The following is a 24,502-nucleotide window of genomic DNA, read 5'->3' on the forward strand; positions in this document are numbered from 1 at the left end:
GCAGGAACCGCCCAGGACGGCCGCCTGGTCCGGGGCGCCCGGCGCGGATCACGCGGGCCGGACACCTCGGCGAGCCGCTCCAGCAGCACAGGCACCTCCAACGGGTTGCGGACGCCGCCCTCCGCAACTGGCCACCTGTCTGATCTCCTGCCACTCAGGCTTCGGCCATGCGGCGAAACTCGCTCGGGTTGGTGCCCCGGAGTCTCTTGAACGCCACGCTGAACGCGAACGGATCGGTGTAGCCGACGGCGCGGGCGACATGAGCGACAGTCGAGGACTCTTGCCCGACCAGGAGATCCGCCGCCAGCGTCATGCGCCAGCGGGTCAGATAGGTCAGCGGCGGTTCGCCGAGCAGATCGGCGAACCGTTTTGCCAGTGTCGAGCGGGAGACCCCTGTACGCCGGGCCAGTTCGCCCACCGTCCATGGCGCCGCCGGTTCGGTGTGCAAGAGGCGCAGCGCCTGGCCGACCACCGGGTCCTTCTGGGCGGTCCACCAAGCCGGGGAGTGGCCGCCGGGCCGGTCCAGCCAGGTGCGCAGCGTGCACACCAGCATCCAGTCGAGGAGCCGGTCGAGCACGACCTGCTGGCCCGGTTCGTCGCGGGCGACCTCGGAGGCGAGGTGGTCCAGCACCGGGTCACCGGTGTCTCCGGCGTCCACGCGCAGCACGACGGGCAGCGCGTCCATCAGCTGTCGGCTGATCTCGCCGCGGACCGGATAGGCGCCGACCACCAGAGTCGTCGCACCACTGTCGTCGTCGCCCCCTTCGCCGGGATCGTGCCAGCCCAGTCGATGCCGGGTGCCGCCCTGCTCGGGCGTCGCGCAATCCTCTCCGCAGACGATCGGCTCGGCCGCGCTGCCGGGTTCGTCGACGAACGTGAATGTCGTAGGACCGCGCACCACGATCGTGTCGTGGGCGCCGAGGCGCTCAGGCGGACGCCCCTCCGGCACGATCCAGCCTGCTCCGGTGAGGACGGTGCACAGGGTCAGCGGCGCACCGTCCACGAACTGCAGTGACCAGGGCGGGGACAGCGTCGAACTGCCGAACAGGGAGCCGCGAGCCCGCACCCCGCGGAACAGGTCACTGGTGACGTCCACAGCCACAGGGTAGACGATCGCAAAGGTATTGTGGCTTCTCACCCATGTGAACGTGTGGCCGGTGCGTGTTCAGTGGTTGTCATGACGCGAAAGACTCACCTCGTTCTCGGCGCGACCGGCAGGACCGGCCGCAGGATCACCGCTCGACTGCGGCTGCACGACGCACCGGTACGAGCCGCCTCCAGGTCGAGCCGGGTCCGGTTCGACTGGTCCGACCCCGACGGCTGGGACATGGTCCTGCGAAACGTCGGGGTGGCCTACGTGGTGCCCCGCCCGTGCCGGGTCCGGTGCACGAGTTCGTGGTGCGGGCCGAAGCCGCCGGAGTGCGGCGGCTGGTCCTGCTCTCCGGGCGCGGTGCGGACGGCTGGGGCGACTCCGCCTTCGGACGGCACATGCGGTCGGCCGAGGAGGCCGTACGCGGTTCGTCACTGGGATGGACCGTCCTGCGGGCGTCGAACTTCGCCCAGAACTTCGACGAGGACGTCTTCCACGCGCCACTGGTCGGAGGCGCACTGGCCCTTCCGGCCGGCGAAGTGCCCGAGCCCTTCATCGACGTCGAGGATCTCGCCGATGCCGCGGTCGCGGTGATGACCGGAGGGGACCGGCACGCCGGACGGGTGTACGAGTTGAGCGGTCCCCGCTCCCTCACCTTCGCCGAAGCCGTCGAACTGATCTCCCGGGCGTCCGGACGGCCCCTCACCTACCGTCGCGTCACCCGGGACGAGTACGTCTCGTCCCTCGCCAGACAGGGCCTGAGCCGGCACGACGCCGAGGACATCGCCGCCATGTTCGCGCTGATGGAGAGCGGACTGATCGCCGAGACGACTGACGAACTGGCCTCCGTGCTGGGACGTACTCCTCGAACCTTCGAGGAGTACGTCGTCCGGACAGCCGCAGCGGGCGCCTGGGACGAGCGATGAACCGCCAGGCACTTCACTCCGGGGCGCGGCCGACGCCGCCGTGTGCACCGGTTGCCCATACGGGCGACGCGGCGCCTCGCAGCACCGCCCCGGATCCACACCCCGCAGACGGAAGTACTGACATGAGCACTGATGACAACAACTCGCTGACCCTGGTGGTCACCGCACACCCGGATTCCGACTCCCTGACTCACCACGTGGCCGAACGGCTCGTCTCGGCCCTCCGCCCCAGGGCGGTCGAGGTGGCGGACCTGCACCGCGAGCAGTTCGACCCCAGGTTCACTCCGGTAGACCGCCGGGCCTATCACGAAGGTGGCAACCACCCTCCCGATGTTGTCCGCGAACACCGCCGTCTCGACCGCGCCACCGACCTCGTCCTGGTCTTTCCCGTGTACTGGTGGTCCATGCCGGCGCTGCTGAAGGGATGGATCGACCGCGTGTTCGTCAACGGCTGGGCCTTCGAGTACTCGGCCGAGTCGGGTGTGCGCCCGAGGCTCCAACGGCTCACGACACATCTGCTGCCCGTCGCCGGCGCCGACTCCGGCACATACGAGCGTCACGGATACGAACGGGCGCTGCGGACGCAGATCGAGCACGGCATCGTCGACTACGTCGGAAGCCGCCGTGGTGCCACCGCATTCATCCACGAATCCGAGCAACTCTCCTCCGCGGCCACGGCGGCGAGCGTCACACGCGCCGTACGCGCCGTCAGCGAGGCCGTACGGACGGAGAAAACTGTTTCCGAGGTTTGACGTGCTGGATGTGCTGGATGGGTTCCGACAGGCGCTGTGAGGATGCTGGATACGATCATCTCGACGGGTCTTTTCGCAGGTAGGAGCGCTGCACTGAACGTACCGCTTCGCGTACGTCGTCGTTGCTGGTCAGGGTGAGGTGGTCGCCGGCCTTGAGGCCGTGTCAGCCGTTCCTCGATGAGGAGCTGCTTCCTGTCCTTGTCGGCGGCGGTGAGATGCCTGCCGCTGCGCACGGCCTGGCTGATGGCCTGCGACCAGGTGGAACACGAACTGACCGCGGTCATCGTGACTCGGCTCGGACTCAAGCCCGACGGCCTTGAGGTGCGTCTGCACGCCGCGGCCGCTGTGGCCGCCGGATGCCCGTGCCCATCGCCCTTCCGCCTCTCTTCCACGTCGGCATCGTCGTGAAAGACTTCGACCGCGCCGTCGCCGATTACGAGAAACGGTGGGGGCCAACACAGAGCAGATAACGGATCTTGAATTGCCCACCGCCGAACTCCACGGGGAAGAGGTCGGCTTCTCTGCCCGTTACAGCTTCATCAGGACGGGATCTTCGGAGATCGAACTGATCCAGCCGCTCGACGGCCGCTCGCCGCACACGGAGCACCTCGACCTCCACGGAGAAGGCGTCCACCACCTTGCCTACGTGGTGGGAAGCATCGGCCAGTCCCTCGAATCGCTGCGAGCGACGGGAGAAGCGGCTCCTGCCACCTTCGAGGCATCGGTCGCAGGGCTGACACGCTTCGTGTACCTGGACGGTCTGGCCCATGGGCCGGCCATCGAGCTGATCGAAATGATCGGCGAAGACGCCTGACCACGACACGGTCCCGGACGTACGCGACACCGCAGCGGGCCGGTCAAGGAGGGCTGCATGACGAGCGGCACGATGCAGCCTCCGGCCCAACGACCGAGTTCGGTCCCTGCCCGCACCGAGAGCCCGGTCGTCAGAGGGCGGGTGCGAGGCCGGCCCGGAGGATGTCGAGGTAGTTGTCGATTGCAGTCCCCTGCCGCTCCGCCGGGTGCTCGCTGACGGCGTGGATCAGGCCGCACAGGAGCTTGAGCAGGTTTTCGCCGGTGAGGGCAGGGACAGGGCGGATGCCTGCGAGCAGGTCGGAGGTGACCTCGACCAGCTCTCCCTTGGCCCGGTGCAGAGACTCTGTCTCGTCGGACCCGGTGATCAGAACGTCGGTGAGGCCCGGTCGCGCCAGAGCGGTCAGCAGCGCCGTGCGGAGGAAGTCAACGAGAGCCTTGGCGGGATCGGGGTATCCGCCGGCTACGGCCGCCGCATCGATGAGCTCTCGGACCGCCTCTTCCAGGACGGACTCCCGCATGGCCCGCTGCGTGGGAAAGACCCGATAAACCGTCCCGACCCCCACGCCCGCCCTGCGCGCGAGCTCGTTGAGGGTGAGCGCAGTCTCCCCGCCGATGACGGCACCGCGGGCCTCATCGAAGATCCTCTGCCTGTTGCGTGCGGCATCCGACCTCATGATCCCTCCTTCGCACACCTATGTGGATAACCTATCAGGTGGATGCTACGGTGAAGTGGATAACCAATCCACTTCACTTCGTCAGGAGCGGTCATGACCGTTGTGTTCATCCATGGAGTACCCGAGACGCCCTCCCTCTGGAACGACATCCGAGCGCGGATCGACCGCCCCACCACGACCCTGCGGCTGCCCGGATTCGGCAGCCCTCGCCCGGCCCACCTGGACGGCAAGGAGGCGTATGCCGGCTGGCTGGCGAGGGAGCTGCGCGCCCTCGGCGAGCCCGTCGACCTCGTGGGCCACGACTGGGGCGCGCACCTGGTGATGCGGATCGTCTCCGCCTACGACGTTCCGGTACGCAGCTGGGTGTCCGACGTCGCCCACGGCTGGCACCCCGACTATCAGTGGCACGAGGCGGCCACCCTCTTCCAGAAGAGCCCGGAGGGCGAGGAACTGCTCGCGTCGCTGCGCACCCAGGCCCCCGGCAGTCCTGGTTTCGGTGACTACCTCCGCCCCCGGGGGATGAGCGCCGAACTGGCGGCAGAGGTCGACACCGTCTACGACGAGGATATGAGCACGGCCATCCTGACGCTCTACCGCTCGGCCTGGCCCAACTTCCACACCGACTGGGGCAAGGACTTCGACCGCCCCGCTCAGGCGCCGGGGCTCGTCCTGATCCCGACCGGCGATCCCATGGCACAGCCCGCGATGGACCTGGACATGGCCGCACGACTCGGAGCACAGGCAGTGGAACTGGACCACCTCACCCACTACTGGATGCTCCAGGATCCTGACCGGGGCGCGGAGGTACTCAACCGATTCTGGGACTCCCGGCCCGCATGACATCCGATGACATCTCGGTCGGTGACGGAGCGAGACTTCGGCGCCAGCCGCTACCTCATGCCTGACCAGCAGAAACCGCACATGGGGTTCGGAAAGAGAACGACCTCTGACCTCGAAGTTTCATGACGAGCCGCCGACGGAGTCGGTGGCTCGTCTTCGTGCAATGGACCGAGGTGGGGTAGGCCGGGGGCCCGAGTGTCGTCTCGCGTGGATTCCGGGTTCCACTGCTCCGACTGGAGGGGTCCTTCGTAGGGACGGGGGAATTCGCTGGTCAGCCGGGGTCCGGCAGGAGTGCGAGCCGGTCGAGGGCGGCGGTGATGTGATTGAAGCCCCGCCATCTTGAAGTCACAGGTCATCGGGGTGGCGTGATCGTTCGGGAGGGTGCTCGTGATGGTCGCGGGCAGTCTGGGGCCTTGATCGTCAGGCGGCGGTCAAGGCCGGTCCGTCCGTTTCCAGGTCGCGGAGGCGTACGGGTTCGTAGGCTCGCGGGATGACGGAGATCAACGAGATCGCCGAACGCGTCGCGGCTCGTCGGGCTGAACTCGACGAGGAGGAGAAGCTCCTGGCCGAGCGACTCGATGCGGTCCGTGCCGAACGCGAGGAACTCGCTGTGGCCACGCGCGGCGTGGGAGCGGATGCACGCGAACTGGACGCGGAGAAGCCCTCGGCGCAGGCGAAGACGGCACAAGTGGGCGGGCATGGAGTGCTGCTGGTGCCGCACCGGGAGACGGGCGCCGGCGAAGACGTCCTGCCGCCGGATTATCAGCGGCTGATGAAGATCGTGCGGAATGCCGGTGGTCCGGTCCGGGTCAAGGACGTCGGTGTCGAGCTGGGCCTTGAGGTCGAGGTGAAGGGCCGACTGGAGCCCCTGCGCGGCAAGTTGAGCAAGCTCGCCGGGCGGGGCCGGCTGCGCAAACTGCCCGACGGACGCTTCCAGATCACACCGTAAGCACGGAAGCGCACCCGTAACTGACGTGGCCCCGGAGGCCGTTGGCTTGACGTGTGCATGAAAGGGATCAACGGACCCGCCGGGGACACCGGCTTCCCTGTCTACCAGTGCCGCCTGCCGGTGTCCCGAAAAACCAACGAATACTGCACTGATCTGCTGACCCGCCACCTGAAGAAGATCGGATCCCGCTGGCGGGCCCTGCCGCCCGGACAGATTGTCATCATCGTGCTCGCCGTGCTCCGCCATGACCAGCGCATTGCTGACATGGCCGGCGGCAACGCCGTCGGCGACACCACCGTGCGCCGCTGACGGGATGAGCTGAATCCCTGCTCGCCACCCAAGCGCCCCGCCTGGACCGCGCATGCAAGAAGATCGCCAGACGGGGTGGTGAGGTCGTCCTGATCGACGGCACCCTCATCCCCACCGTCCGCCGCACCGGGACGGCGAACCGGCCCAACTACTCTGGCAAGCAACGACGTCACGGCCTGCACTTCCTCGCCCTCACCGACGAAAACGGCCGCCTGATCTGGATCTCCGCGGCCCGTCCCGGCCGCACCCACGGCATCGCCGCCGCCCGCCGCGACCACATCCTCACTCACTTACGCGCGGCCGGCCTCGGCGCCCTGGCCGACCTCGGCTTCCTCGACCTCGCCCACGGCGGTGACGATCCGGTGATCGTCACCGGCTACAAGGCCACCCGCGCCCGCAAGCTCACCCCGGGCGAGAAGGAGGCCAACCGGATCCTGGCCGCCGCCCGCTCCCGTCGAGCACGGCTGCGCGCACCTGAAGACCTGGCGCATCCTCACCAAACTCCGCACCGGCCCCGCTCGGGCCACCGACCTCCTGCGCGCCATCTGAGCTGGTACCCGTCGCTGAACTCGGTCGGGAGTGTCGCGAGCGGCCAGTTGCGCAACGGCCCGCACACTGACCTCGGCACGTTCACCCTGCTGAGCCGTCAGCAGGGGGTGGGCGGGCTGCAGGCGTGGAACGAGACCGACGGCTGGTTCGCGCCTCCGTACAACCCGGATGCCATCGGATGCATACGCCGGGAGGCGGACAGCGGTGAGCCAGTCGTGCTCGGCCTCGTACCGTTTGAGCCCGGCGGCGAAGTGGGTGTTGAGATTATCCCAGACCACCACGATCGAGCCGTCGAGCTGGATGTGCGCGCGGACCAGCAGATCCCGGTAGTCCTTCCAGGAGAAGCTCTTGCGGGCGCCCTTGAACAGGAGATGGGTGCGGGGCCGGTGGATGAGACGGCTCGGCTCGCCGGGTTTGTAGCAGCACAGGGCCGCGACAGAGGTCCCGCGGCGGGATCTGCCCCTGACACGGATGACGGGGTGTGTCCGCGCCGGCCTCAGGTACGGGCGCGGGACGACGTCATGGAGAATCCGGCTTCGTCCTCGAAGACGATCCAGGCCCCACACGCCGCCGCGAGGGTTTTACCCGCGGCCACACCTCCTTCTTCCACAGCTCGACCGCGTGCTCGTCGGGTTCGAGGGCCCTGCGGGCGGGCGCCTGCCAGGACCAGCCGTGCCGCTTCAGAAGCCGCCACACCGTCGCCACCGACAGGCTCAGCCTCAGACGGCGGCGAACCACCGCCTGGACGCGGGCCAGGGTCCACCGCTGATCGTCGAAGCCGTGCGCCGCCGGCCCCTTGCCGAGTTCTTCCTCGAGCATGACGAACTGGGCATCAGTGACGGTCGGGGAGTTCGCCGGGCCCGCGGAGCAAACCCCTCCACGCAGCCCTCGCGCCAGGCACGGCGCCAGCGCTCCACCGACCGCACACTCACCGCAGACCCTTCGCGATCACAGCGGTCTTCTCACCCGCAGCGAACCGTTCCGCAGCCTGAAGCCGGATCCCCTCACGAAAAGCCGAGTCTCAGCGGGCAGGCCCCCACCCTCCGGATAACGCATACCACCGGCATACCGCAGAGATCATCAACCGTCACCACCAACGACAACCCGCAAACCTCAGTAGGTCCCGGCGACGGTGGCAGTTCGTGACTCATGACTGTTCTGCGCCGGTGACGTAGGCGTCGCCAGTCGAACAGATTCACAGATCACAAACCCGTGACACCATCCCGCGTCATTGGCGAGCTGCCCTGGCTCGAGTCTTGATCGCGAGGATGACGTCGCTCTTGGCGTCGGCGTAGTCGTTCATGTCGTTCCACTGCTGGCTGAGCAGAGCTCGTTTGACACTCTCATACAGGGCGCGATCGTCTGCATTGGTGCGCAAGTGGTCACGGAAGAGAAGGTACTCGTGCACCGCTGCGTCCCCTCGTTCATATACGTGCACGTGAACGTCGCGAGTCGGCGTACGCACGAGCCGATGTCCTGGCTCACGAACCCGCAGTTCGTAACCTGCGGCCAACAGCCCGTCGAGGTAGTCCTCCTCTGCTGTGATGTCGGCCACCGCGACGACGATGTCAACAATCGGTTTGGCGGCAAGGCCTGGAACCGAAGTCGATCCAATGTGCTCGATATCGACGTCCACTGCCGCCAACGCGTCAAGGATCCGACGCCGGTGATGCAGGTAGACCTCCGCCCACCGGGCGTCATAGCTGCCAAGGCCGACCTCGAGCGCTTCTGGACCACCGATAATCTCGACCGTCGTGACGTCCGGCCGACGAGGCTTGCCGCTGTTCATCACCAACACATCCTTTACGTCTTGCGCCAGTTCGCCATCTCGATCGACGGGGCTACGGTTGGCGGCTTCGTCGAGCCTCGCCGTCGTCACGCGGGCTCGGCGGATCGGGACCTGCGTCGCGCCGAGAGCGACGCGTTCCTGCTCGACCCGGAAAAGGTCGATTCTACCGTGCAGCGCGACATGCTCGGCCCAGGCACAGTTGTCCTTGCTCAGCGGCATGGATTGCGGCGCGCGAACCAACAGGCCCCTGAAGCGGGCCAGAGGACTGTTGGCCCCTCGGATGAGCGGCTGCCCCTCCGTCATCACTGCGGACACTTTGTCGGCGCCGGGGCTAACGATGTCGGCGTCCCTGCTGTGAGTGCAGTACACAAGAACCCGATCTGCGAGCGGTCCCTAAGTCTGCCGCCGCTATCCCGGGTCCTCACTCGAGCGGCTCTCGGCAGACAACGCTTGCAATGAAGTCTGGCCTGAGTTACGTTTTCGGGCTGACCATTTCAGCCCGGCCAGGCTGTCGAAGTGCCCAGCAAGGTGGGCAAGACCCGCCGCGTGTTGGCGGCGAAGCCCGCGCCGCGGGCTCTACACAATCTGGAGCCAGTAATGACCGACACCGGCAGCGTTTCCGACGGGTTCCACACCTTCGACGAGCTGTACGAATTCAGGCTGCTCTACCACGCACACGCAGTCCGGGCGTGGCTGGCCGCCAGGTATCCCGTCGTCCGCTCATGGAAGCACCACGACGGTGAACCATGCTTCGGGGGCGGCTGGTTCATAGTCATGGCCCAGCTCCCCACGGGGCAGGTCAGCAATCACTACCGAGCCAATAGCTGGTCGTTGTTCGGTGACGTGCCCGAGGTAGAGACGGCGCCCGTGTGGGACGGGCACAGCACCACCGACGTAGCTCGCCGGCTGCGCACCCTCCTCAGTGGGGATGGATCTACGAGCGTGGCGAGTTGACGCTGCGCCGATAGGGCAGTCCGCTTTCGACATGAGTCGCGGAGGGCATCCCCGGCGCCACCCTCGCCGACCTCCCACGCGAGCGCCGCGCCCACCTCTTCACCACGGACCATCAGCGAGAAGCAGGCCGGCCTGCGCACCGAAGCGGTCGCCACGCTCCTCAGAGCAGAGGAAGAAGCCCCCGAAGAAGTCCTGTGCCGCCCCAGGACCAAGAAACTCGTGGAGGGCCTGCGCCTGTTAGGCACTGGCTCTTCCGAGAGCCGCTTGCGCGCACTTGCTGATCGCTGTGGACTGCCCCGGCGCCTGTCCGCGCCGCCCAGGTCACACTCGCATCATTCCTGCTCTGGGCAAGATCCGTGTGAAGACGGACCGTAGCGGGTACCCCGACGGGGACCCGGTGCGGCGGGGTTTCCCCCGTCGCCCGGTGCGGGCGGGGAGCTGTGGGGGGCTCGTGTCACCCCTCCAGGGAGGGGAAGGGAGAGCCTCCCCCTGCCCCCGGTGCCGCGGGCGTCTTCCGGAGCCCCGGCCCGGCCCGGACGGGGCTCCGGAGGCCGCCGGGCGTCGCGAACCGTCGTCCGACCTCGGCTCCCCGCACTCAGTCTCCCGCTTCGTCTACTTCGTCACCTTGATCCCCTCGAACGCGGTGGACTTCGGCGCCAGGCAGACGAACCAGTCGTAGGGCGAGTGCTTGGGGCTGTGGATGACCGGAACGGCGGCGTTCGCCTCGGTGGCCGCGGACGCACGGCCGACCTTGGTAGACGTGCCGTCCTTCCAGGTGCAGGTGACCTCCCGGGCGGTCTTGGCGACCTGGCCAATCACCAGGCGCGGGGCCGTGCCGTTCCCGGGGAGCAGCGGGAGCGAGACGGTCCCGGACTCGCCGCCGGACAGGACGTCGTCCTCAGGTAGCGCCATGTCCGCGATCTGAGTGGTCCTCGCCTCTTCACCGGTGACCCGGTGCACGAAGTGCGCGACCTTGCCCACCAGTTCGGAGGCCGTGGAGACGTCCTCCGGGTGCTCGCCGAACTCCGCCATCGCCGCCAGGGTGGCCTGGGCCTCCGCCGTGTCCGCCGGAGCCTTCCACACGTCGATGTACACCCTCCACGGCACTCCCGCGTCGGTGCCGCTCGCCAGGGTCGTCCGCATGTGCGGCTCGGGCGCCTCCGCGCTGGCGACCGGCCGGCTCGCCGGCGACACCCCCCGGTCCCCGTCACCGGACAGCCCCGTCAGCGCCAGAGCCCCCGTGGAGCCGGCCACGACCAGGGTGGTGGTCGCCACGACCGCCCAGCGACGGGCCTTGCGGCGGCGGCCGCCGCGAATCAGTGCCTGGGCGGGGGCTATGCCGATCTTCACCTCGTCGGCCGCGTCGGCCAGCAGGAGTGCGATGTCGTGCTGTGTCATGTTGTGGCTCGTCTCCCAGTCCGCGCTTTTCACTTTCGTCCTCCCTGCGTCACTGTCTCCGCCAGTCCCGATATGGCGCGCAGCTTCGCGATCCCCTTGGCTGCGTTGCTCTTCACCGTGCCGACCGAACAGCCCATCGCCTCCGCCGTCTGTGTCTCGGTGAGGTCCTCCCAGTAGCGCAGGACCACTGCTTCCCGCTGCCGTGTCGGCAGTTCGGCCAGCGCCTTCAGCAGCGTGTGGCGGTCGTCGGCCTGGGCGATCCGGTCACCGGTGTCGGCCACCTCGTGTGTCAGGCCCGCGTCCTCGCTCCTGGGCACCAGGAACTCCCGCAGTTTCCTGCGGTATCTGCGGGCATGCGCGTTGATCATCACTCGTCGTACATACGCCTCTGGGTCGTCGGCCGAGGCGACCCTGTGCCAGGCCACATAGACCTGTTCCAGCGTCGACTGGACCAGATCCTCCGCAGCGTGCTGCTCCCCCGTGAGCAGGAATGCCGTGCGCATCAGCCGCGGCCAGCGGCCGCCGACGAAGGCCTGGAACTCTCTGTCCCCGGCCTGTTTTCGAACCCCCATGAGCACCTCCTAGATGTCCAAAAGAGGCTATGAGAGGCCGAGACCGTTGCCTCACCGCGGAATCTTTTCCGCGTTCTCGTCGGAGCGGGGGGTGCCTGTTGAGTCGGCACGGAGCGCGGTGCCGGTGTTGCCACCGGTCCGTTCCTCCGTGCCGCTCGCCGAACGCGGCGTACCCGTCTCCGAGTACCGGGCTCTCCACGGACTCTGCCGTTCGCGCGAGGTTGGGGTGGGTCCAGGGGTTGGAGGTCGTGTTGCCTCTGTAGCGGTAGCGGGGGTGACCGTCACCGCTTGGAAGTCGAACAGTTCGATCCCGTCTGCCGAGGGCTTTTGCCACCGTCCGGTGTGGTCGGTGAACCGTCGGCGGACGTCCTTCCACTTCCAGCGGCGCAGTGCCATCCACCAGCTGATCACCCGATGCCGCGTGAAACTGGCCAGGGAGCTCAGGGCGGCTTTGCAGACCGCGTGCTTGAAGTATGGCGCCGACTGGACAAGAGGCGACGCACAACTTGCAGTCGATGCAGGGGTTGTCGACTGGCCGACGTCTCGTCCGCCTTCGCCGGACCTCGCCCGTGCTCCGCGTCGGCCACCCCGACCTTGCCGGCGAGCGCGAGCACGCGCTGGCCGCGACGAGAAAGCAACTCCCATGCTGGACATCGCGGACGAGTTGAACCGCGCAAGTGCACCGCCAACCTGTTCATCGACGACGAGGTCCTGGCGGACGAAGGTCCTCAAGCCCAGCGAGGTCGCCCCCGCGACCTCGGCCGTGCTGGACCACTGGCTGCCCAAGGTCCTGGACCCGCAGGCCGTGGCCGTCGTCGAGGGAGGCGTCTCAGGGATCCGTGACGGCGCCACCGTGATGATCGGTGGATTCGGCCGTGCGGGCCAGCCGGGTCAGCATGTTCTGGGCGCTGTAGAGGCGCCGGGCGGGCGAACGCGCACACGAAAACGCGAGGCTGCCGGCGGCCGCCCGCACACGAGCCTTCGGCGCCTCTGCCGCGCCCGGGCGCGGCAGAAGGGGGAGCGCGTTGAGATGGGTGAGCACCGCCACGACGCCGGGCACCGCCGCCGCGGGCTGCGAGACGAGCCACTAGAACACGCGTGTCAGCCCAGAACAGTCCCCACACATCTCACGAGATCTCACAGACTTTGCGGACTGCCCCGGACTGTGAGGCTCCGACCTGGACGTACGCGACTGTCCCAGACCGACTAGACCCTCGTGGACGCCGATTACCACCTATGCCAGGTCGTGCCCAGCGACGGGCCGAGGACGAGTACGGGCCCGTCCTCGGGGCCGTCGGTCCGGTACTGAAGTGTCTTGGTCTCGCTCACCCCGAAACGGTATCCCGAACGTCGCGCGGGTCCCTACGGCGTGATGGTGGAGACCACGTAGACCTTCGGGCGGTCCGGGTTGTCGTTCCTGACCGTGATCCGCAGCTTGGGCTGCGGTTCCTTCTGCTTGATCACCATTCCGGACCAGTCGTGTCCGGCCGCTCCCACCTGCCAGCCGACCTTCTTCGCCTGGTCGCGGGTGATGGTCACGGCGCCCTTCTCCAGCGCGGAGCCGCGGGTGCCGAGCTTGGCCAGAAAGCGGTCCAGTCCGTCCCGGGAGGTGACGAACTGCACGTACAGCGAGCTGACCTTCCAGGAGTTGGTCTCGTACGAGGCGACCTTGTGCGCGTGCTGCGGAACCGGAATGTCGTAGATGCGCCGCTGCACCCGGGACGGATAGCCCGCGGACAGGCCCTTGGCCTTGGCCGCCTGGGCCTTCTCCCCGCCGCCGTCGCGGCTCTGCATGGCCGAGATCGCCAGATAGCCCGCCGGGATGGCGATCAGCAGGAAGACGATCACGCCCCTGAGCCAGCGGCGCGGCGGACGGCCGCCGCCGCCACCGGGCCGACCGGACGCGCCGGGCGTACCCGGCACCCCGGGCGCGCCGGGCTGCTCGGGCACGGGGCTGCCGTTGGCGCCGGGTGCGTGGCTGCCGTTGGGGCCTGGGGCGGGGCTGCCGTTGGCGCCGGGCACGGGGGCTCCGGGGCGCTGCTCTGCGGCGTTCATTCGCGACCTGCCTGACCACCGCGCGGCGCCAGCCGCAGCGGTGAGGAGGACCCGGCGCGCTCGTACCGCTCCACCCGGCGGCGGGTGGCGCGGCGGAAGCGGCGGGCGACGAGCCGGGCGAGGTCGGCGGCGCCGACCATTCCCGCCTCGGGACCCAGCTGGGCCTTGACGATACGGGCCTCCGGCCGGTAGCCGCGCCCGGTCAGGGTGCGCCGGAAGGCGTCCCGGGCCGGGCTGATCAGCAGATCGTCGGCGGCGCTGACGCCACCGCCGATCACGAAGCAGGAGGGGTCGAGGGCGGCGGCGAGGTTGGCGATGCCGACGCCGAGCCACTGGCCGATGTCCTGGAGGAGCTCGATGCACATGGCATCGCCGTCCCGGGCCAGCTCGGTGATCAGCGGCCCGGTGATCTCGTTGATGTTGCCGCCGACCCGGTCGGTGATCCCGTACGCCACCGGGGACTCGGCGGCCGCCAGCTCACGGGCCTCCCGGACCAGCGCGTTCCCGGAGCTGTACTGCTCCCAGCAGCCCCGGTTGCCGCACGGGCAGCGGTGTCCGGCGGGCACGACCTGCATATGGCCGAACTCCCCCGCGACCCCGTACTTGCCGCGCTTGACCTGGCCGTCCTCAAGGATCGCGCCGCCGATACCGGTGCCGAGCGTGATCATGACGAGATGGTCCTCGTCGCGGCCGGCGCCGAAGCGCCACTCGGCCCACGCGGCCGCGTTCGCGTCGTTGTCGACCATGACCGGCACGGCGAGCCGCTCGGCCAGCCGGTCGCGCAGCGGTTCGTTGCGCCAGGACAGGTGCGGCGCGAACAGGACCCGGCTGCGGTCCGCGTCCACCCAGCCCGCCGCTCCGATGCCGACCGCGTGCACATCGTGCCGGTCGGACAGGTCCAGGACGAGTTCGGTGATGGTGTCCTCGACGACCTTCGGGCTCTTGGACTTGTCGGGCGTCTCGGTGCGCACCTTCTCCAGGATGTTGCCGTCGGCGTCGACGACCCCGGCCATGACCTTCGTGCCGCCGATGTCGATGCCGACCGTGGGGACCCGGGGCGCGCTCAGATGTGAGCGGCGCTCGCGCGTGCCGACGGTCCGCAGCACGGTGGCCCGGGCCGAACCCCGGTGCACTCTTTCGCGGTAAATGCTCATCGGCCGGCCCCTTCACCGGTGCGGGGGATGCGGTCGCTGCGGGTGCGTGCTCGCAAGAGTTCGTCGTCCCTGCGGGGGTCTCGGGAGGCCGGGGCCTCGGCGTGCGATGGTCAGGAAGCGGGTGGGGCCCGCCGTGCGATTGTGCCTCAACCACGCCTCGCGATGCAGGCGCGGGCCCGCCCCGCGGGCTTCAGCGCGCCAGTTCGTGGGTGAGCTGTTCCAGCTCGCTGCCGCCTGCCATCTGGCGGGTCAGTTCGTCCAGGGTGATCTCGTCCTTGGCGTGGCTGCCCGCCATCGCGCCGCGCTTGAGGAGGACGAAGCGGTCGGCGACCAGGAAGGCGTGGTGCGGGTTGTGCGTGATGAGTACCACGCCGAGCCCGGCGTCACGCGCGGCGGCGACGTACTTGAGCACCACCCCGGACTGCTTGACGCCCAGCGCCGCCGTCGGCTCGTCCAGGACCAGCACCCTGGCGCCGAAGTGGACGGCGCGGGCGATCGCCACGCACTGGCGCTGGCCGCCGGAGAGGGTGCCGATGGGCTGGTCGACGTCGCGCAGGTCGATGCCCATGCGCAGCAGCTCGCGGTGGGTGGTCTCGCGCATGGCGGACACGTCGAGGCGGGCGAAGGGGCCGCGGCCCTTGCGGATCTCGGAGCCGAGGAAGAAGTTCCGCCACACCGGCATCAGCGGGACGACGGCCAGGTCCTGGTAGACCGTGGCGATCCCGCGGTCCAGGGCCTCGCGCGGCGAGCCGAGCCGGGCGTCCGCCCCCTCGATGGCGTAGGTGCCCTCGTCGTGCCGGTGCAGCCCGGCGACGATCTTGATGAGGGTGGACTTGCCCGCGCCGTTGTCGCCGAGGACGCAGGTGATCTGCCCGGCGTGGACGTCGAGCGAGACGCCCTCCAGGGCCTTGACGTTGCCGTAGTACTTGCCGATGTCGCGCAGCGCGATCAGCGGCGTCCCGGATGTGGTCATGCGCTTGCCTCCGCCCGCTTGCGGACCCACCAGTTGAGCAGCGTGGCGAGCAGCAGCATCGCCCCGAGGAAGAACTTGAACCAGTCCGCGCCCCACTGCGCGTACACGATGCCCTTGTTGGTCATGCCGAAGATGAACGCGCCGACGGCGGCGCCGACCGCCGAGCCGTAGCCGCCGGTCAGCAGGCAGCCGCCGATGACGGCCGCGATGATGTACAGCAGTTCGTTGCCGACGCCCTCACCGGACTGGACGGTGTCGTACTTGAACAGCAGATGCTGTCCGGAGATCCAGGCCGCCAGGGCGACGCCCATATAGAGCCCGATCTTGGTGCGGTTCACCGGCACGCCGACCGCGCGCGCCGCCTCCTTGGCGCCGCCCACCGCGAAGATCCAGTTCCCGGCGCGGGTGCGCAGCAGAATCCAGGTGGCGAGCGCGATCAGGGCGAACCACCACACCACGGTGATCTGCAGCTCCACATCCCCGATGGTCAGCTGGGAGGCGAAGACCCGGCGGGCGGAGGGGAAGCCCTCCATGTCGGCGATGGTCTTGGTGGAGACGGTCTCGCTGATCAGCTTGGTGAAGCCGAGGTTGCAGCCCTGGAGGATCAGGAACGTACCGAGCGTGATGATGAAGCTCGGCAGGCCGGTGCGCACCAGCAGATAGCCGTTGAAGAAGCCGATGGCGAGGGTGACCAGCAGGGACACCCCGGCGCCGACCCAGACGTTCGCCGTCATCTGGTACGAGAACATCGACGAGACCAGCGCGGACGAGGTGACCAGGACGCCGGTCGACAGGTCGAACTCGCCGCCGATCATCAGCAGCGCCACCGGCACCGCCATGATCCCGATGGTCGACGAGGCGTACAGCACGGTGCTGAAGCTCGACCACTGGAGGAAGGCCGGGGCGGCGATCGAGAAGAAGGCGAAGACGGCGGCGGCGCCGACGACCGCGCCCAGCTCCGGGCGTCCGGCCAGACGGCGCGGCAGCGGGGTCCGCGCCACCGGCCGCGCGTCGGCCGCGTCGACCTTGTCGGCCTTGTCGGGTTCCGTGGCGTCCGTCGTGTCCGGCGCGTCTGGCGCGCCCGTCGTGTCCGGCGCGCTCATCGGGTGCCCCGCTTCGTGAACGCGGCCAGCTTCTTGGCGTCGTCCTTGGTGACGATCTCCGGGCCGGTGAGGACCGGCTTGCCGCCGCCGAGCACATCCGCGTTGTAGCGCTGGAGCCAGAGCAGGTCGACCGCCTCGTACCCCTGGAGATACGGCTGCTGGTCGACGGCGAAGCCCAGCGTGCCGTCCTGGAGCCCGGCCGCGACCTTCGCGTTGAGGTCGAAGGTGTCGATCTCCGCCTTGCTGCCCGACTGCTCGGCGGCCTGGGAGGCGGTGTCGGCGAACGGCGCGCCCAGCGTGAGGACAGTGTCGATGTCCTGGTCGGACTGGAGCTTGGCCTCGATGGAGGACTCCACGTCGGGCATGTTGGTGCCCTCGACGTAGATCTTCTCCAGCTTTCCGTCGAAGGTGTCGGCCGCGCCGTCACAGCGCTGCTCATGGCCCACGTTGCCCTGCTCGTGCAGGACGCACAGGGCCTTCTTGCGGCCGCGCTTGTTCAGCTCCTCGCCGACCGCCTGGCCCGCGATGGTCTCGTCCTGGCCGACGTGGGTGAGCGCGCCGAACTTCTTGGACTCCGCCGACCCGGAGTTGACCGTGATCACCGGTATTCCGGCCTTCTCCGCGCGCTCCACCACGGACTTCATGGCGTCGGGCTTGGCGAGGGTGACGATCAGGCCGTCGACCTTCTGGTCGATGTACGACTGGACCAGCTGGGCCTGCTCCTTGCCCTCCTCGTTGTGGGCGTAGAGGAACTTGACGTTGTCCTTGACGGCGGCCTGCTTGGCGCCGTTCTGCACGATGTCCCAGAACGTGTCGCCGTCGCCGGAGTGGGTGACCATGGCGAAGGTCATCCGCGGGGTGTTGACCGCCGCGTGCCCCGAGGCCGCCTGCGCGGCCCGCTTCTCGGCACGCAGCCCGCCGGTACTGCTGCACCCGGCCATGGCCGCGCCGAGTGCCGCCGCCAGCACGGCGGCGGTCAGCGCGCGTGCCCCTGTCCCAACTCTGGCCACGAAGAAGCCTCGTCCCTCTTGTTCCGCTTGTCCCGTTTCATGTCGGCGGCCGGGAGCGACATGATCGACCCCGGCCGCCGCCAAGTATCCGTTACCGGGCGCGACCGGGGTGGTGGGGGGCTGTGCGGCGGAGGTCAGGGCCGTACGAGCAGCTGGAACTCGAACGCGTAGCGCGAGGCGCGGTAGGTGTGCGAGCCGAACTCGACCGCCCGGCCCGTGTCGTCGAAGGTCGTCCGCTCCATGGTCAGCAGCGGCGCGCCCTCGGGCTCGCCGAGCTGCTTGCCCTCGTCGGCGGTGGCCGCGCGGGCGCCGACCGCCTGGCGGGCGCTGTGCAGGGTGATCCCCGCGGCGCGCATCAGCCGGTAGAGGCCGGTGTCCTCCAGCTCCGCGCTGTCCAGCTTGAGCAGCCCGGCCGGGAGCCGGTTGGACAGATGCGCCATGGGCTCGCCGTGCGCCAGCCGCAGCCGCTCGATCAGCACCACCTCGGTGCCCTCCGCGATGCCGAGCGCGGCGGCGACCTCGGCGGTGGCGGGCTCGGTGGTGTTGAGCAGCACCCGGGTGGCGGGGCGCTGGCCCGCGGCCTCCAGGTCGTCATAGAGGCTGCTCAGCTCCAGGGGCCGCTTGACCTGGCTGTGCACCACCTGGGTGCCCACCCCTCGGCGCCGCACCAGCAGCCCCTTGTCGACCAGCGACTGGATCGCCTGGCGGACCGTGGGACGGGACAGCCCGAGCCGTCCGGCCAGCTCGATCTCATTGCCGAGCAGGCTCCCCGGTGCCAGCCGTCCCTTTTCGATCGCCGACTCCAGCTGCTGGGACAGCTGGAAGTAGAGCGGGACCGGGCTGCTGCGGTCCACGCTGAACTGGAGCGCTTCCGCCCCGCCGGAGGAGTCTTCTTCCTGCTTTGCCACGGAGTGAGCGTAGCCGGATGAACTGATGACGGGAAGTCGTGAAGTTCTGTTGTCCGGACAAACTACGCAGAGGAGTCGACAACGCTGTCCTTCGTGTCCGTCCGTAACCAGCACAGCGAGCGGTGGCCCGGCCCCACCTCCGTCTCGGGCGGCCGCCGCGTACAGGCGTCCATGGCGTACGGACAGCGCGGCCGGAACCGGCAGCCGTCCCCCACCACCACCTCCCGCCGCTCCGCGTCCCGCCGCGCCCGCCCGGCCAGCCGTTCGGCGCGGGCCGCCCGCGCCCGCTCGCGCCCGGCGGCCGAGCTGGGCGCAGCGGCGGCCAGCGTCTGGGTGTACGGATGGCGGGGCGCGAGGATCACCTCGTCGCTGGGGCCGCGCTCCACGATCTCGCCGCGGTACATGACCATCACCTCGGAGGCGAAGTGCCGGGCGGTGGCCAGATCGTGGGTGACGTACAGCAGGGCGAGCCCGCGCTCGTCCTTGAGCCGGTCCAGCAGCCCCAGGATCTCCAGCCGGATCGACACGTCCAGCATCGACACCGGCTCATCCGCCAGCAGCACACCGGGCCCCGGCGCCAGCGCGCGGGCGATCGCTACGCGCTGCCGCTGCCCGCCGGAGAGCTCGTACGGGCGCTTGTGCGCCATGTCGTCGGCGGGCGTCAGGTTGACCGACCTCAGCAGCTCCCGCGCCTTCGCCTCGGCGTCCGCGCCGCGCCGCGCCCGGCCATTGACCAGGAGCGGGCGGATCAGATGGTGGCCGACGGTGTGCGCGGGGTTGAGCGAGGCGAACGGGTCCTGGAACACCATCTGCACGGCCCGCCGGTACTCCTTCCCCCGCGTCCGCCGCGCCCCGCCGAGCCGCACCTCCCCCTCGGTGGGCGCCACCAGCCGCGACAGCGCCCGTACGACGGTCGACTTACCGCTCCCGGACTCGCCCACGAGCGCGAGCGTCCGCCCGGCGTGCAGCGAGAACGACACCCGGTCCACGGCCCGGAACGGCACCCGGCCACGCTGCGGAAAATCGACGGTGAGGTTCCGCACCTCCAGTGCTGTCACGGCTGGCGCCCTTCTTCGGGTCGAGGGCCCGTCCGCGCCACCGTGTGCAGATGGCAGGCGGCGGAGGTGCCCGGGGCGAGGGGGACGAGGGGCGGGGGCGTCGTGGCGCAGGGGGCGAAGGCGTGCTCGCAGCGAGCGGCGAACGGGCAGCCGGGCAGGGCCTCGCGGAGGTCCGGCGGGGAGCCGGGGATACCGCGCAGGGCACGGCGTTCGCCCGCCAGGTCCGGGAACGAGCGCAGCAGGCCCTGGGTGTAGGGGTGGGCGGGGTCGGCGGCGATCCGTTCGGCGGGGCCGTACTCGACGATCGAGCCCGCGTACATCACGGCCAGCCGGTCGCTGATCTCCAGCAGCAGCGACAGGTCGTGGGTGATGAAGACGACGCTGAAGCCCAAGTCGTCGCGGAGCCGCTGCACCTCGTCGAGGATCTCGCGCTGGACGACGACGTCGAGCGCGGTCGTCGGCTCGTCCATGATGACGATCTCGGGTTCGAGCGCGAGCGCCATGGCGATGACGACGCGCTGCCGCATGCCGCCGGACAGCTCGTGCGGATACGCCCGCACCCGGGCCGGGTCGATGCCGACCATGTCGAGCAGGGCGCGGGCGCGCTCGTACCGCTCGGGGCGGCGCATGCGGGGGCGGTGGGCGCGGAAGATGTCGTCGAACTGGCGGCCGACGGTGGTGACCGGGTTGAGCGCGTTCATGGCGGACTGGAAGACGACGGACAGCCGCGACCAGCGGAAGGCCCGCAGCGCCTCCCCCTCCAGCGCGAGCAGATCCGTTTCGGCGCCCGCGCGGTCGCGGTGGACGACCCGCCCCTCGGTGAGCCGCGCCGGGGGCCCCAGCATGCGGGCGACGGCGTACGCGAGCGTCGACTTGCCACAGCCGGACTCGCCCGCGATGCCGAGGAGTTCGCCGCGCCGCAGCTCGAAGCCGACGTCGCGGACGGCGTGGGTGGGGCGTTCGCCCTCGTACGTCACGCTGATGTGCTCGGCGCGCAGCACCACGTCATCGGCGTCATCGCTCATGGGCTCACCTTCCGTACGCGCAGCCGTGGGTCCAGGACCTCGTCCAGGCCGAAGCTGATCAGCGACAGGGCCGTGCCGAGCGCGGCGATGCACAGGCCGGGCGGGATGAACCACCACCAGGCGCCGCTGGTCAGGGCCTCCGCGTTCTGGGCGAAGTAGAGCATCGTGCCCCAGGTGAGGTGGGACGGGTCGGCGAGGCCCAGGAACGCGAGGCCCGCCTGGGTGAGGATCGCGAAGATCACCGCGAAGATGAACTGCGAGACGATGATGGCGAGTTCGTTGGGCAGGATCTCCACCAGCACGATCCGCCACCGCTTCTCTCCGTACACCCGCGCCGCCAGCACGTAGTCGCGGGTGCGCAGCGACAGCGTCTGGGCGCGCAGCACCCGGGCGGAGGCGGCCCAGCTGGTCAGGGCGATGACGAGGATGGTGGACCAGGCCCCGCCGCCCTTGACGTACGCGGAGACGACGATGACCAGCGGCAGCCCGGGGATGACCAGGAAGACGTTGCTGATCAGCGAGAGCACCTCGTCCGCGAGCCCGCCGAGGAAGCCGCCGCCGATCCCGACGACGACGGAGACGACGGTGGCGATGAGGGCGGAGGCGACGCCGATCAGCAGCGTGCCGCGGGCGGAGACGACGAGCTGGGCGAAGACGTCCTGACCGGTCTGGGTGGTGCCGAGCCAGTGCGCTCCGGAGGGCGCCTGGCCCAGGTCCGCGGTGAAGGCGTTGGGGTCGTCGGCCAGCCAGGGGCCGAGGGCCGCGGTGAGGACGAAGACGGCGAGCAGGGCGAGCCCGGCGGCGAAGCGGCGGGAGCGCAGGGCGGGCCGCAGCCAGCCGCGGCCGGTCGCGCGGGGCGTCGCGGGAAGGGTGGGAACGGTGGGGGCGGTCATCGGGCCTGCCGGGTGCGGGGGTCGACGAAGCCGTACACCAGGTCCACCAGGAAGTTGGCGGCGAGCACGCCGAAGGTGATGACGAGGAAGACGGCCTGCATGAGCGGGTAGTCGGTGTTCTGGACGGCCTGGAGCAGGGTGAAGCCCATGCCGGGATACGAGAAGACGATCTCCATCACGAGCGAGCCGCTGACGATGAAGCCGAGCGAGATGGCGAATCCGGCGACCGAGGGCAGCACGGCGTTGCGGGCCGCGTAGCCGACCATGATCGTGCGCGGCGGCAGCCCCTTGGCCTCGGCGGCGACCACGTAGTCCTCGGCCAGGGTGGAGACCATCATGTTGCGCATGCCGAGCATCCAGCCGCCGACGGAGCTGAGCACGATGGTGGCGGCGGGCAGCACGGCGTGTTCGGCGGCGGAGGTGAGGAACGCTCCGCTGAGGCCGATGTCGAGGGTCTCGTCGTAGCCGCCGCCGAGCGGCAGTACGCCCCACACCTGGCTGAAGAGGTAGAGGAGCAGCAGGGCGAGCCAGAAGTAGGGGATCGCGGCGAGGAAGGTGGTGGAGGGGACGAGGGAGTCGAACCAGCTGCCGCGCCGCCATCCGGCCAGGGTGCCGAGGGTGAGGCCGAGGGCGACGCTGAGGAGGGTGGCGGCGCCGACCAGGACGAGGGTCCAGGGGACGGCGTCGCCGACGACCTCGGTGACCGGGCTCGGGAAGTATGTGACGGAGAGCCCGAAGTCGAGGTGGGCGAGCGCGCGCAGATAGTCGCCGTACTGGACGAGGAGGTTGCCGTGGCCGAGACCGAGCATGGCTGCCAGGGCCTCTTCCTGACCGGCCTCGACGGGCCCGGACTGGGCCTGGCGGGCGAGCATCATCTCCACCGGGTCGCCGGGGATGAGGCGCGGGAGGAAGAAGTTGACGGTGACCGCCATCCAGGCGGCGACGGCGTAGAAGCCGAGCTTGCGCAGGAGGTAGCGCACGCGGTCCGCCCCCGCCGCCGCTACTTGCCCGCGGCCGGTTTGATGCGGGCGGCGACCCAGCCGCCGTCGGGGTCGAGCCAGATGGAGGGCGCGGCGTACAGATCGCCCTCGGTGGGATAGCCGGTGACCCGGTTTCCGTTGAATTCCTGCTCGTTCTGCGCGGAGAAGAGCGGAATCAGCGGCATGTCCTTGATGAATTCCCGCTGGATCTTGTAGTACCAGGGCTTTTGCTTCGCCGGATCGGTGGTCTCACCGATCTTGTCGAGCGCCTTGTCGATGGTGGCGTTGGCGTAGCGGCCGAAATTGCCGACGTTGGTCGTCTCACCGATCTTCGGCGGGATGGAGCTGTCCAGCATCTGCGCGTAGTAGGCGCGCGGGTCGGGGGTGTACCCGGCGTTGTCCAGCAGCATCTGGAACTGCCCGCGGGCGCGGTTGTTGGACCACTGGGCGTACGACTCGGCCTTGACGACGAGGTCGATCCCGGCCTTCTTCAGCTGTTCCTTGGCCATCTGGGCGACGCTGACGTAGTCGGTCCAGCCGGAGACGAGTTCGACCGATACGGACAGCTTCTTGCCGTCCTTGTGCCACATGCCGTCCGACCCCTTGGTGTAGCCGGAGCCGGTCAGATAGCCGTCGACCTTGTCCTGTCCGGTCTCCGGCTTCGCGTCCTTCAGCGACGGGTCGAGGACGGACTGGTAGTTGGGGAGCAGCAGCGCCATGGCATTGGCGGCGGGCGCCTGGCCGTCGTAGACGCTTCTGTTCATGAAGTCGCGGTCGAGGGCGGCGCTGATCGCCTTGCGGACGCCCACATCGGCGGTGGGGCCGCGCTGGGCGTTGGGCACGAAGGAGGTGGTGGCCAGCGGAATGTTGACCAGGTCGAACTTCTTGTTCTTGCCGAGGTAGTTCTTCTTGATGTCGGGGATGAATCCGCCCGCCCAGTCGATCTGCCCGGAGGTGACCGCGGCGTTGGCGGCGTTGTTCCCGGTGAAGGCGCGATACCGCAGGGTGTCGAAGTGCGGAAGGCCCTTGATGTAGTAGTCCTTGCGCGCGACGAGGTCGAGCGTCGTGCCCTTGACGGATTTCACCTTCCAGGGGCCGGTGCCCACCGGGCTGGGGTTGAGCGTGGTCGCCTTCTCCTTGGCGGAGAGCTTGGACCAGATGTGCCGGGGCAGCATCTTTATCTTGCCGAGGAGGAAGTATTCCTTGGTGTAAGCGGACTTGGTGAAGGTGACGACCACGGTGTGCTTGCCCTCGGCCTTCGCGGCGGCCACCGGGAGGGCGTACATGTTCAGCGCCTTGTTGTCCTTCGTCATCTGGAAGGTGTAGGCGACATCCTCGGCGGTGAAGGGCTTTCCGTCGTTCCAGGTGACATTCGTCCGTAACTGGATGCGGATGGATTTCCCGCCGTCCGCCCAGGTGTACTTGGTGGCGAGCCACGGGTCGACCTCGCCGGTTTTCGCCGCGTTGAAGTGGAACAGCGGCTCGTAGATCATTCCGTTGGTCGCCTGGAGCGGCTGTGGCGCATACGGATTGAAGTTGCGGACGAAGTTGCCCCCGGCCCCGGCGGACACGGTCAGCACCCCGCCGGCGCCCCCGCTCCCGCCACTTCCGCCGCCGCAGGCGGCCAGGGTGCCGGAGAGTGCGAGTGCGGCCGCCGCGGCGATCGCGCAGCGCGGACGGCCCGTGCTCATCAACATCATGGTGTCCCCCTCGGCATGCCTCTCGGTA

Annotated in this window: 24 protein-coding genes and 3 pseudogenes; 8 read left to right on the forward strand and 19 right to left on the reverse strand. The window is 69.2% G+C overall.

Features of this window, described 5'->3' with window-relative positions; all coding sequences use genetic code 11:
- Positions 1 to 154 precede the first annotated feature (154 nt).
- Positions 155 to 1,096 carry an AraC family transcriptional regulator gene (locus tag ABZ370_RS42480; RefSeq protein ID WP_358633448.1) on the reverse strand — a complete coding sequence of 314 codons (942 nt, stop codon included), beginning with the start codon at positions 1,094 to 1,096 and terminating at the stop codon, positions 155 to 157.
- 81 nt (positions 1,097 to 1,177) lie between these two features.
- Between ABZ370_RS42480 and ABZ370_RS42485 the strand changes: the two are divergent.
- The 3 genes and pseudogenes from ABZ370_RS42485 (at position 1,178) to ABZ370_RS42495 (ending at position 3,582) form a co-directional block, all read left to right on the forward strand.
- A pseudogene (locus tag ABZ370_RS42485) lies at positions 1,178 to 2,016 on the forward strand (NAD(P)H-binding protein).
- 122 nt (positions 2,017 to 2,138) lie between these two features.
- Positions 2,139 to 2,768, forward strand: a complete 630-nt coding sequence (locus ABZ370_RS42490) for an NAD(P)H-dependent oxidoreductase (RefSeq protein ID WP_358633451.1) — start codon at positions 2,139 to 2,141, stop codon at positions 2,766 to 2,768.
- A 481-nt stretch (positions 2,769 to 3,249) separates the two neighbouring features.
- Positions 3,250 to 3,582, forward strand: coding sequence for a VOC family protein (locus ABZ370_RS42495; protein WP_358633454.1), 333 nt, complete (start codon positions 3,250 to 3,252; stop codon positions 3,580 to 3,582).
- A 130-nt stretch (positions 3,583 to 3,712) separates the two neighbouring features.
- Here the strand turns inward: ABZ370_RS42495 and ABZ370_RS42500 are convergent, their stop codons facing one another.
- The gene (locus tag ABZ370_RS42500) at positions 3,713 to 4,255 is read right to left on the reverse strand and encodes a TetR/AcrR family transcriptional regulator (RefSeq protein WP_358633457.1); all 543 of its coding nucleotides are present in this window, start codon (positions 4,253 to 4,255) and stop codon (positions 3,713 to 3,715) included.
- A gap of 93 nt (positions 4,256 to 4,348) precedes the next feature.
- Between ABZ370_RS42500 and ABZ370_RS42505 the strand changes: the two genes are divergently transcribed.
- The 4 genes and pseudogenes from ABZ370_RS42505 to ABZ370_RS42520 all read left to right on the forward strand — a co-directional run.
- Entirely contained in the window at positions 4,349 to 5,095 is a 747-nt protein-coding gene (locus ABZ370_RS42505) for an alpha/beta hydrolase (RefSeq protein WP_358633460.1), read from the forward strand.
- Between the two features lie 490 nt (positions 5,096 to 5,585).
- Positions 5,586 to 6,044: a hypothetical protein gene (locus ABZ370_RS42510; protein WP_358633462.1), complete on the forward strand. Its 459-nt coding sequence runs from the start codon at positions 5,586 to 5,588 to the stop codon at positions 6,042 to 6,044.
- 57 nt (positions 6,045 to 6,101) lie between these two features.
- The gene (locus tag ABZ370_RS42515) at positions 6,102 to 6,353 is read left to right on the forward strand and encodes a hypothetical protein (RefSeq protein ID WP_358633465.1); all 252 of its coding nucleotides are present in this window, start codon (positions 6,102 to 6,104) and stop codon (positions 6,351 to 6,353) included.
- Between the two features lie 107 nt (positions 6,354 to 6,460).
- A pseudogene (locus tag ABZ370_RS42520) lies at positions 6,461 to 6,742 on the forward strand (transposase family protein); the annotation flags it as partial.
- Positions 6,743 to 7,075: 333 nt separating this feature from the next.
- Here the strand turns inward: ABZ370_RS42520 and ABZ370_RS42525 are convergent.
- From ABZ370_RS42525 to ABZ370_RS42535, 3 genes and pseudogenes are all read right to left on the reverse strand, one after another.
- A pseudogene (locus tag ABZ370_RS42525) lies at positions 7,076 to 7,425 on the reverse strand (DDE endonuclease); the annotation flags it as partial.
- The gene (locus tag ABZ370_RS42530; protein ID WP_358633468.1) at positions 7,422 to 7,721 is read right to left on the reverse strand and encodes a winged helix-turn-helix domain-containing protein; all 300 of its coding nucleotides are present in this window, start codon (positions 7,719 to 7,721) and stop codon (positions 7,422 to 7,424) included. The gene ABZ370_RS42530 and the pseudogene ABZ370_RS42525, both read right to left, overlap by 4 nt.
- A gap of 409 nt (positions 7,722 to 8,130) precedes the next feature.
- A complete protein-coding gene (locus ABZ370_RS42535) occupies positions 8,131 to 8,691 on the reverse strand; it encodes a GrpB family protein (RefSeq protein ID WP_087684447.1) in 561 nt (186 codons plus the stop codon).
- A 597-nt stretch (positions 8,692 to 9,288) separates the two neighbouring features.
- On the opposite strand from ABZ370_RS42535, the gene ABZ370_RS42540 reads away from it, so the two are divergent.
- Positions 9,289 to 9,645 (forward strand): hypothetical protein, encoded by a 357-nt coding sequence (locus ABZ370_RS42540; protein WP_044570566.1) that lies wholly within the window; start codon positions 9,289 to 9,291, stop codon positions 9,643 to 9,645.
- 612 nt (positions 9,646 to 10,257) lie between these two features.
- On the opposite strand, the gene ABZ370_RS42545 is transcribed toward ABZ370_RS42540, so the two are convergent.
- The 14 genes from ABZ370_RS42545 to ABZ370_RS42610 all read right to left on the reverse strand — a co-directional run bounded on the left by ABZ370_RS42545 (position 10,258) and on the right by ABZ370_RS42610 (position 24,465).
- Entirely contained in the window at positions 10,258 to 11,043 is a 786-nt protein-coding gene (locus ABZ370_RS42545; RefSeq protein ID WP_358633471.1) for a hypothetical protein, read from the reverse strand.
- Between the two features lie 29 nt (positions 11,044 to 11,072).
- Entirely contained in the window at positions 11,073 to 11,615 is a 543-nt protein-coding gene (locus ABZ370_RS42550) for a SigE family RNA polymerase sigma factor (RefSeq protein ID WP_358633474.1), read from the reverse strand.
- 829 nt (positions 11,616 to 12,444) lie between these two features.
- Complete coding sequence (locus ABZ370_RS42555; protein WP_358633572.1) at positions 12,445 to 12,663, reverse strand: hypothetical protein; 219 nt, start codon at positions 12,661 to 12,663, stop codon at positions 12,445 to 12,447.
- Between the two features lie 314 nt (positions 12,664 to 12,977).
- Positions 12,978 to 13,670 (reverse strand): hypothetical protein, encoded by a 693-nt coding sequence (locus tag ABZ370_RS42560; RefSeq protein WP_358633477.1) that lies wholly within the window; start codon positions 13,668 to 13,670, stop codon positions 12,978 to 12,980.
- Positions 13,667 to 14,824 carry an ROK family glucokinase gene (locus ABZ370_RS42565; protein WP_358633479.1) on the reverse strand — a complete coding sequence of 386 codons (1,158 nt, stop codon included), beginning with the start codon at positions 14,822 to 14,824 and terminating at the stop codon, positions 13,667 to 13,669. Before ABZ370_RS42565 ends, ABZ370_RS42560 begins: the two co-directional genes overlap by 4 nt.
- A gap of 190 nt (positions 14,825 to 15,014) precedes the next feature.
- Positions 15,015 to 15,797: an ATP-binding cassette domain-containing protein gene (locus tag ABZ370_RS42570; protein ID WP_358633482.1), complete on the reverse strand. Its 783-nt coding sequence runs from the start codon at positions 15,795 to 15,797 to the stop codon at positions 15,015 to 15,017.
- Positions 15,794 to 16,900: an ABC transporter permease gene (locus ABZ370_RS42575; RefSeq protein ID WP_358633485.1), complete on the reverse strand. Its 1,107-nt coding sequence runs from the start codon at positions 16,898 to 16,900 to the stop codon at positions 15,794 to 15,796. Before ABZ370_RS42575 ends, ABZ370_RS42570 begins: the two co-directional genes overlap by 4 nt.
- Positions 16,897 to 17,841 carry a sugar ABC transporter substrate-binding protein gene (locus tag ABZ370_RS42580; RefSeq protein ID WP_358633566.1) on the reverse strand — a complete coding sequence of 315 codons (945 nt, stop codon included), beginning with the start codon at positions 17,839 to 17,841 and terminating at the stop codon, positions 16,897 to 16,899. Before ABZ370_RS42580 ends, ABZ370_RS42575 begins: the two co-directional genes overlap by 4 nt.
- Positions 17,842 to 18,044: 203 nt before the next feature.
- Positions 18,045 to 18,764 carry a GntR family transcriptional regulator gene (locus tag ABZ370_RS42585; protein ID WP_358633569.1) on the reverse strand — a complete coding sequence of 240 codons (720 nt, stop codon included), beginning with the start codon at positions 18,762 to 18,764 and terminating at the stop codon, positions 18,045 to 18,047.
- A 116-nt stretch (positions 18,765 to 18,880) separates the two neighbouring features.
- Positions 18,881 to 19,876: an ABC transporter ATP-binding protein gene (locus ABZ370_RS42590; protein WP_358633488.1), complete on the reverse strand. Its 996-nt coding sequence runs from the start codon at positions 19,874 to 19,876 to the stop codon at positions 18,881 to 18,883.
- Positions 19,873 to 20,901: an ABC transporter ATP-binding protein gene (locus tag ABZ370_RS42595; RefSeq protein ID WP_358633491.1), complete on the reverse strand. Its 1,029-nt coding sequence runs from the start codon at positions 20,899 to 20,901 to the stop codon at positions 19,873 to 19,875. Before ABZ370_RS42595 ends, ABZ370_RS42590 begins: the two co-directional genes overlap by 4 nt.
- Complete coding sequence (locus ABZ370_RS42600) at positions 20,898 to 21,794, reverse strand: ABC transporter permease (protein WP_358633494.1); 897 nt, start codon at positions 21,792 to 21,794, stop codon at positions 20,898 to 20,900. The genes ABZ370_RS42595 and ABZ370_RS42600 overlap by 4 nt, the downstream gene beginning before the upstream one ends.
- On the reverse strand, positions 21,791 to 22,774 hold the full coding sequence (locus ABZ370_RS42605; protein ID WP_358633497.1) for an ABC transporter permease: 984 nt from the start codon (positions 22,772 to 22,774) through the stop codon (positions 21,791 to 21,793). The genes ABZ370_RS42600 and ABZ370_RS42605 overlap by 4 nt, the downstream gene beginning before the upstream one ends.
- Before the next feature lie 20 nt (positions 22,775 to 22,794).
- Positions 22,795 to 24,465: an ABC transporter substrate-binding protein gene (locus ABZ370_RS42610; protein ID WP_358633500.1), complete on the reverse strand. Its 1,671-nt coding sequence runs from the start codon at positions 24,463 to 24,465 to the stop codon at positions 22,795 to 22,797.
- Positions 24,466 to 24,502 lie beyond the last annotated feature (37 nt).

It is taken from the genome of Streptomyces sp. NPDC005962, assembly GCF_040629205.1.
GTDB lineage: Bacteria > Actinomycetota > Actinomycetes > Streptomycetales > Streptomycetaceae > Streptomyces.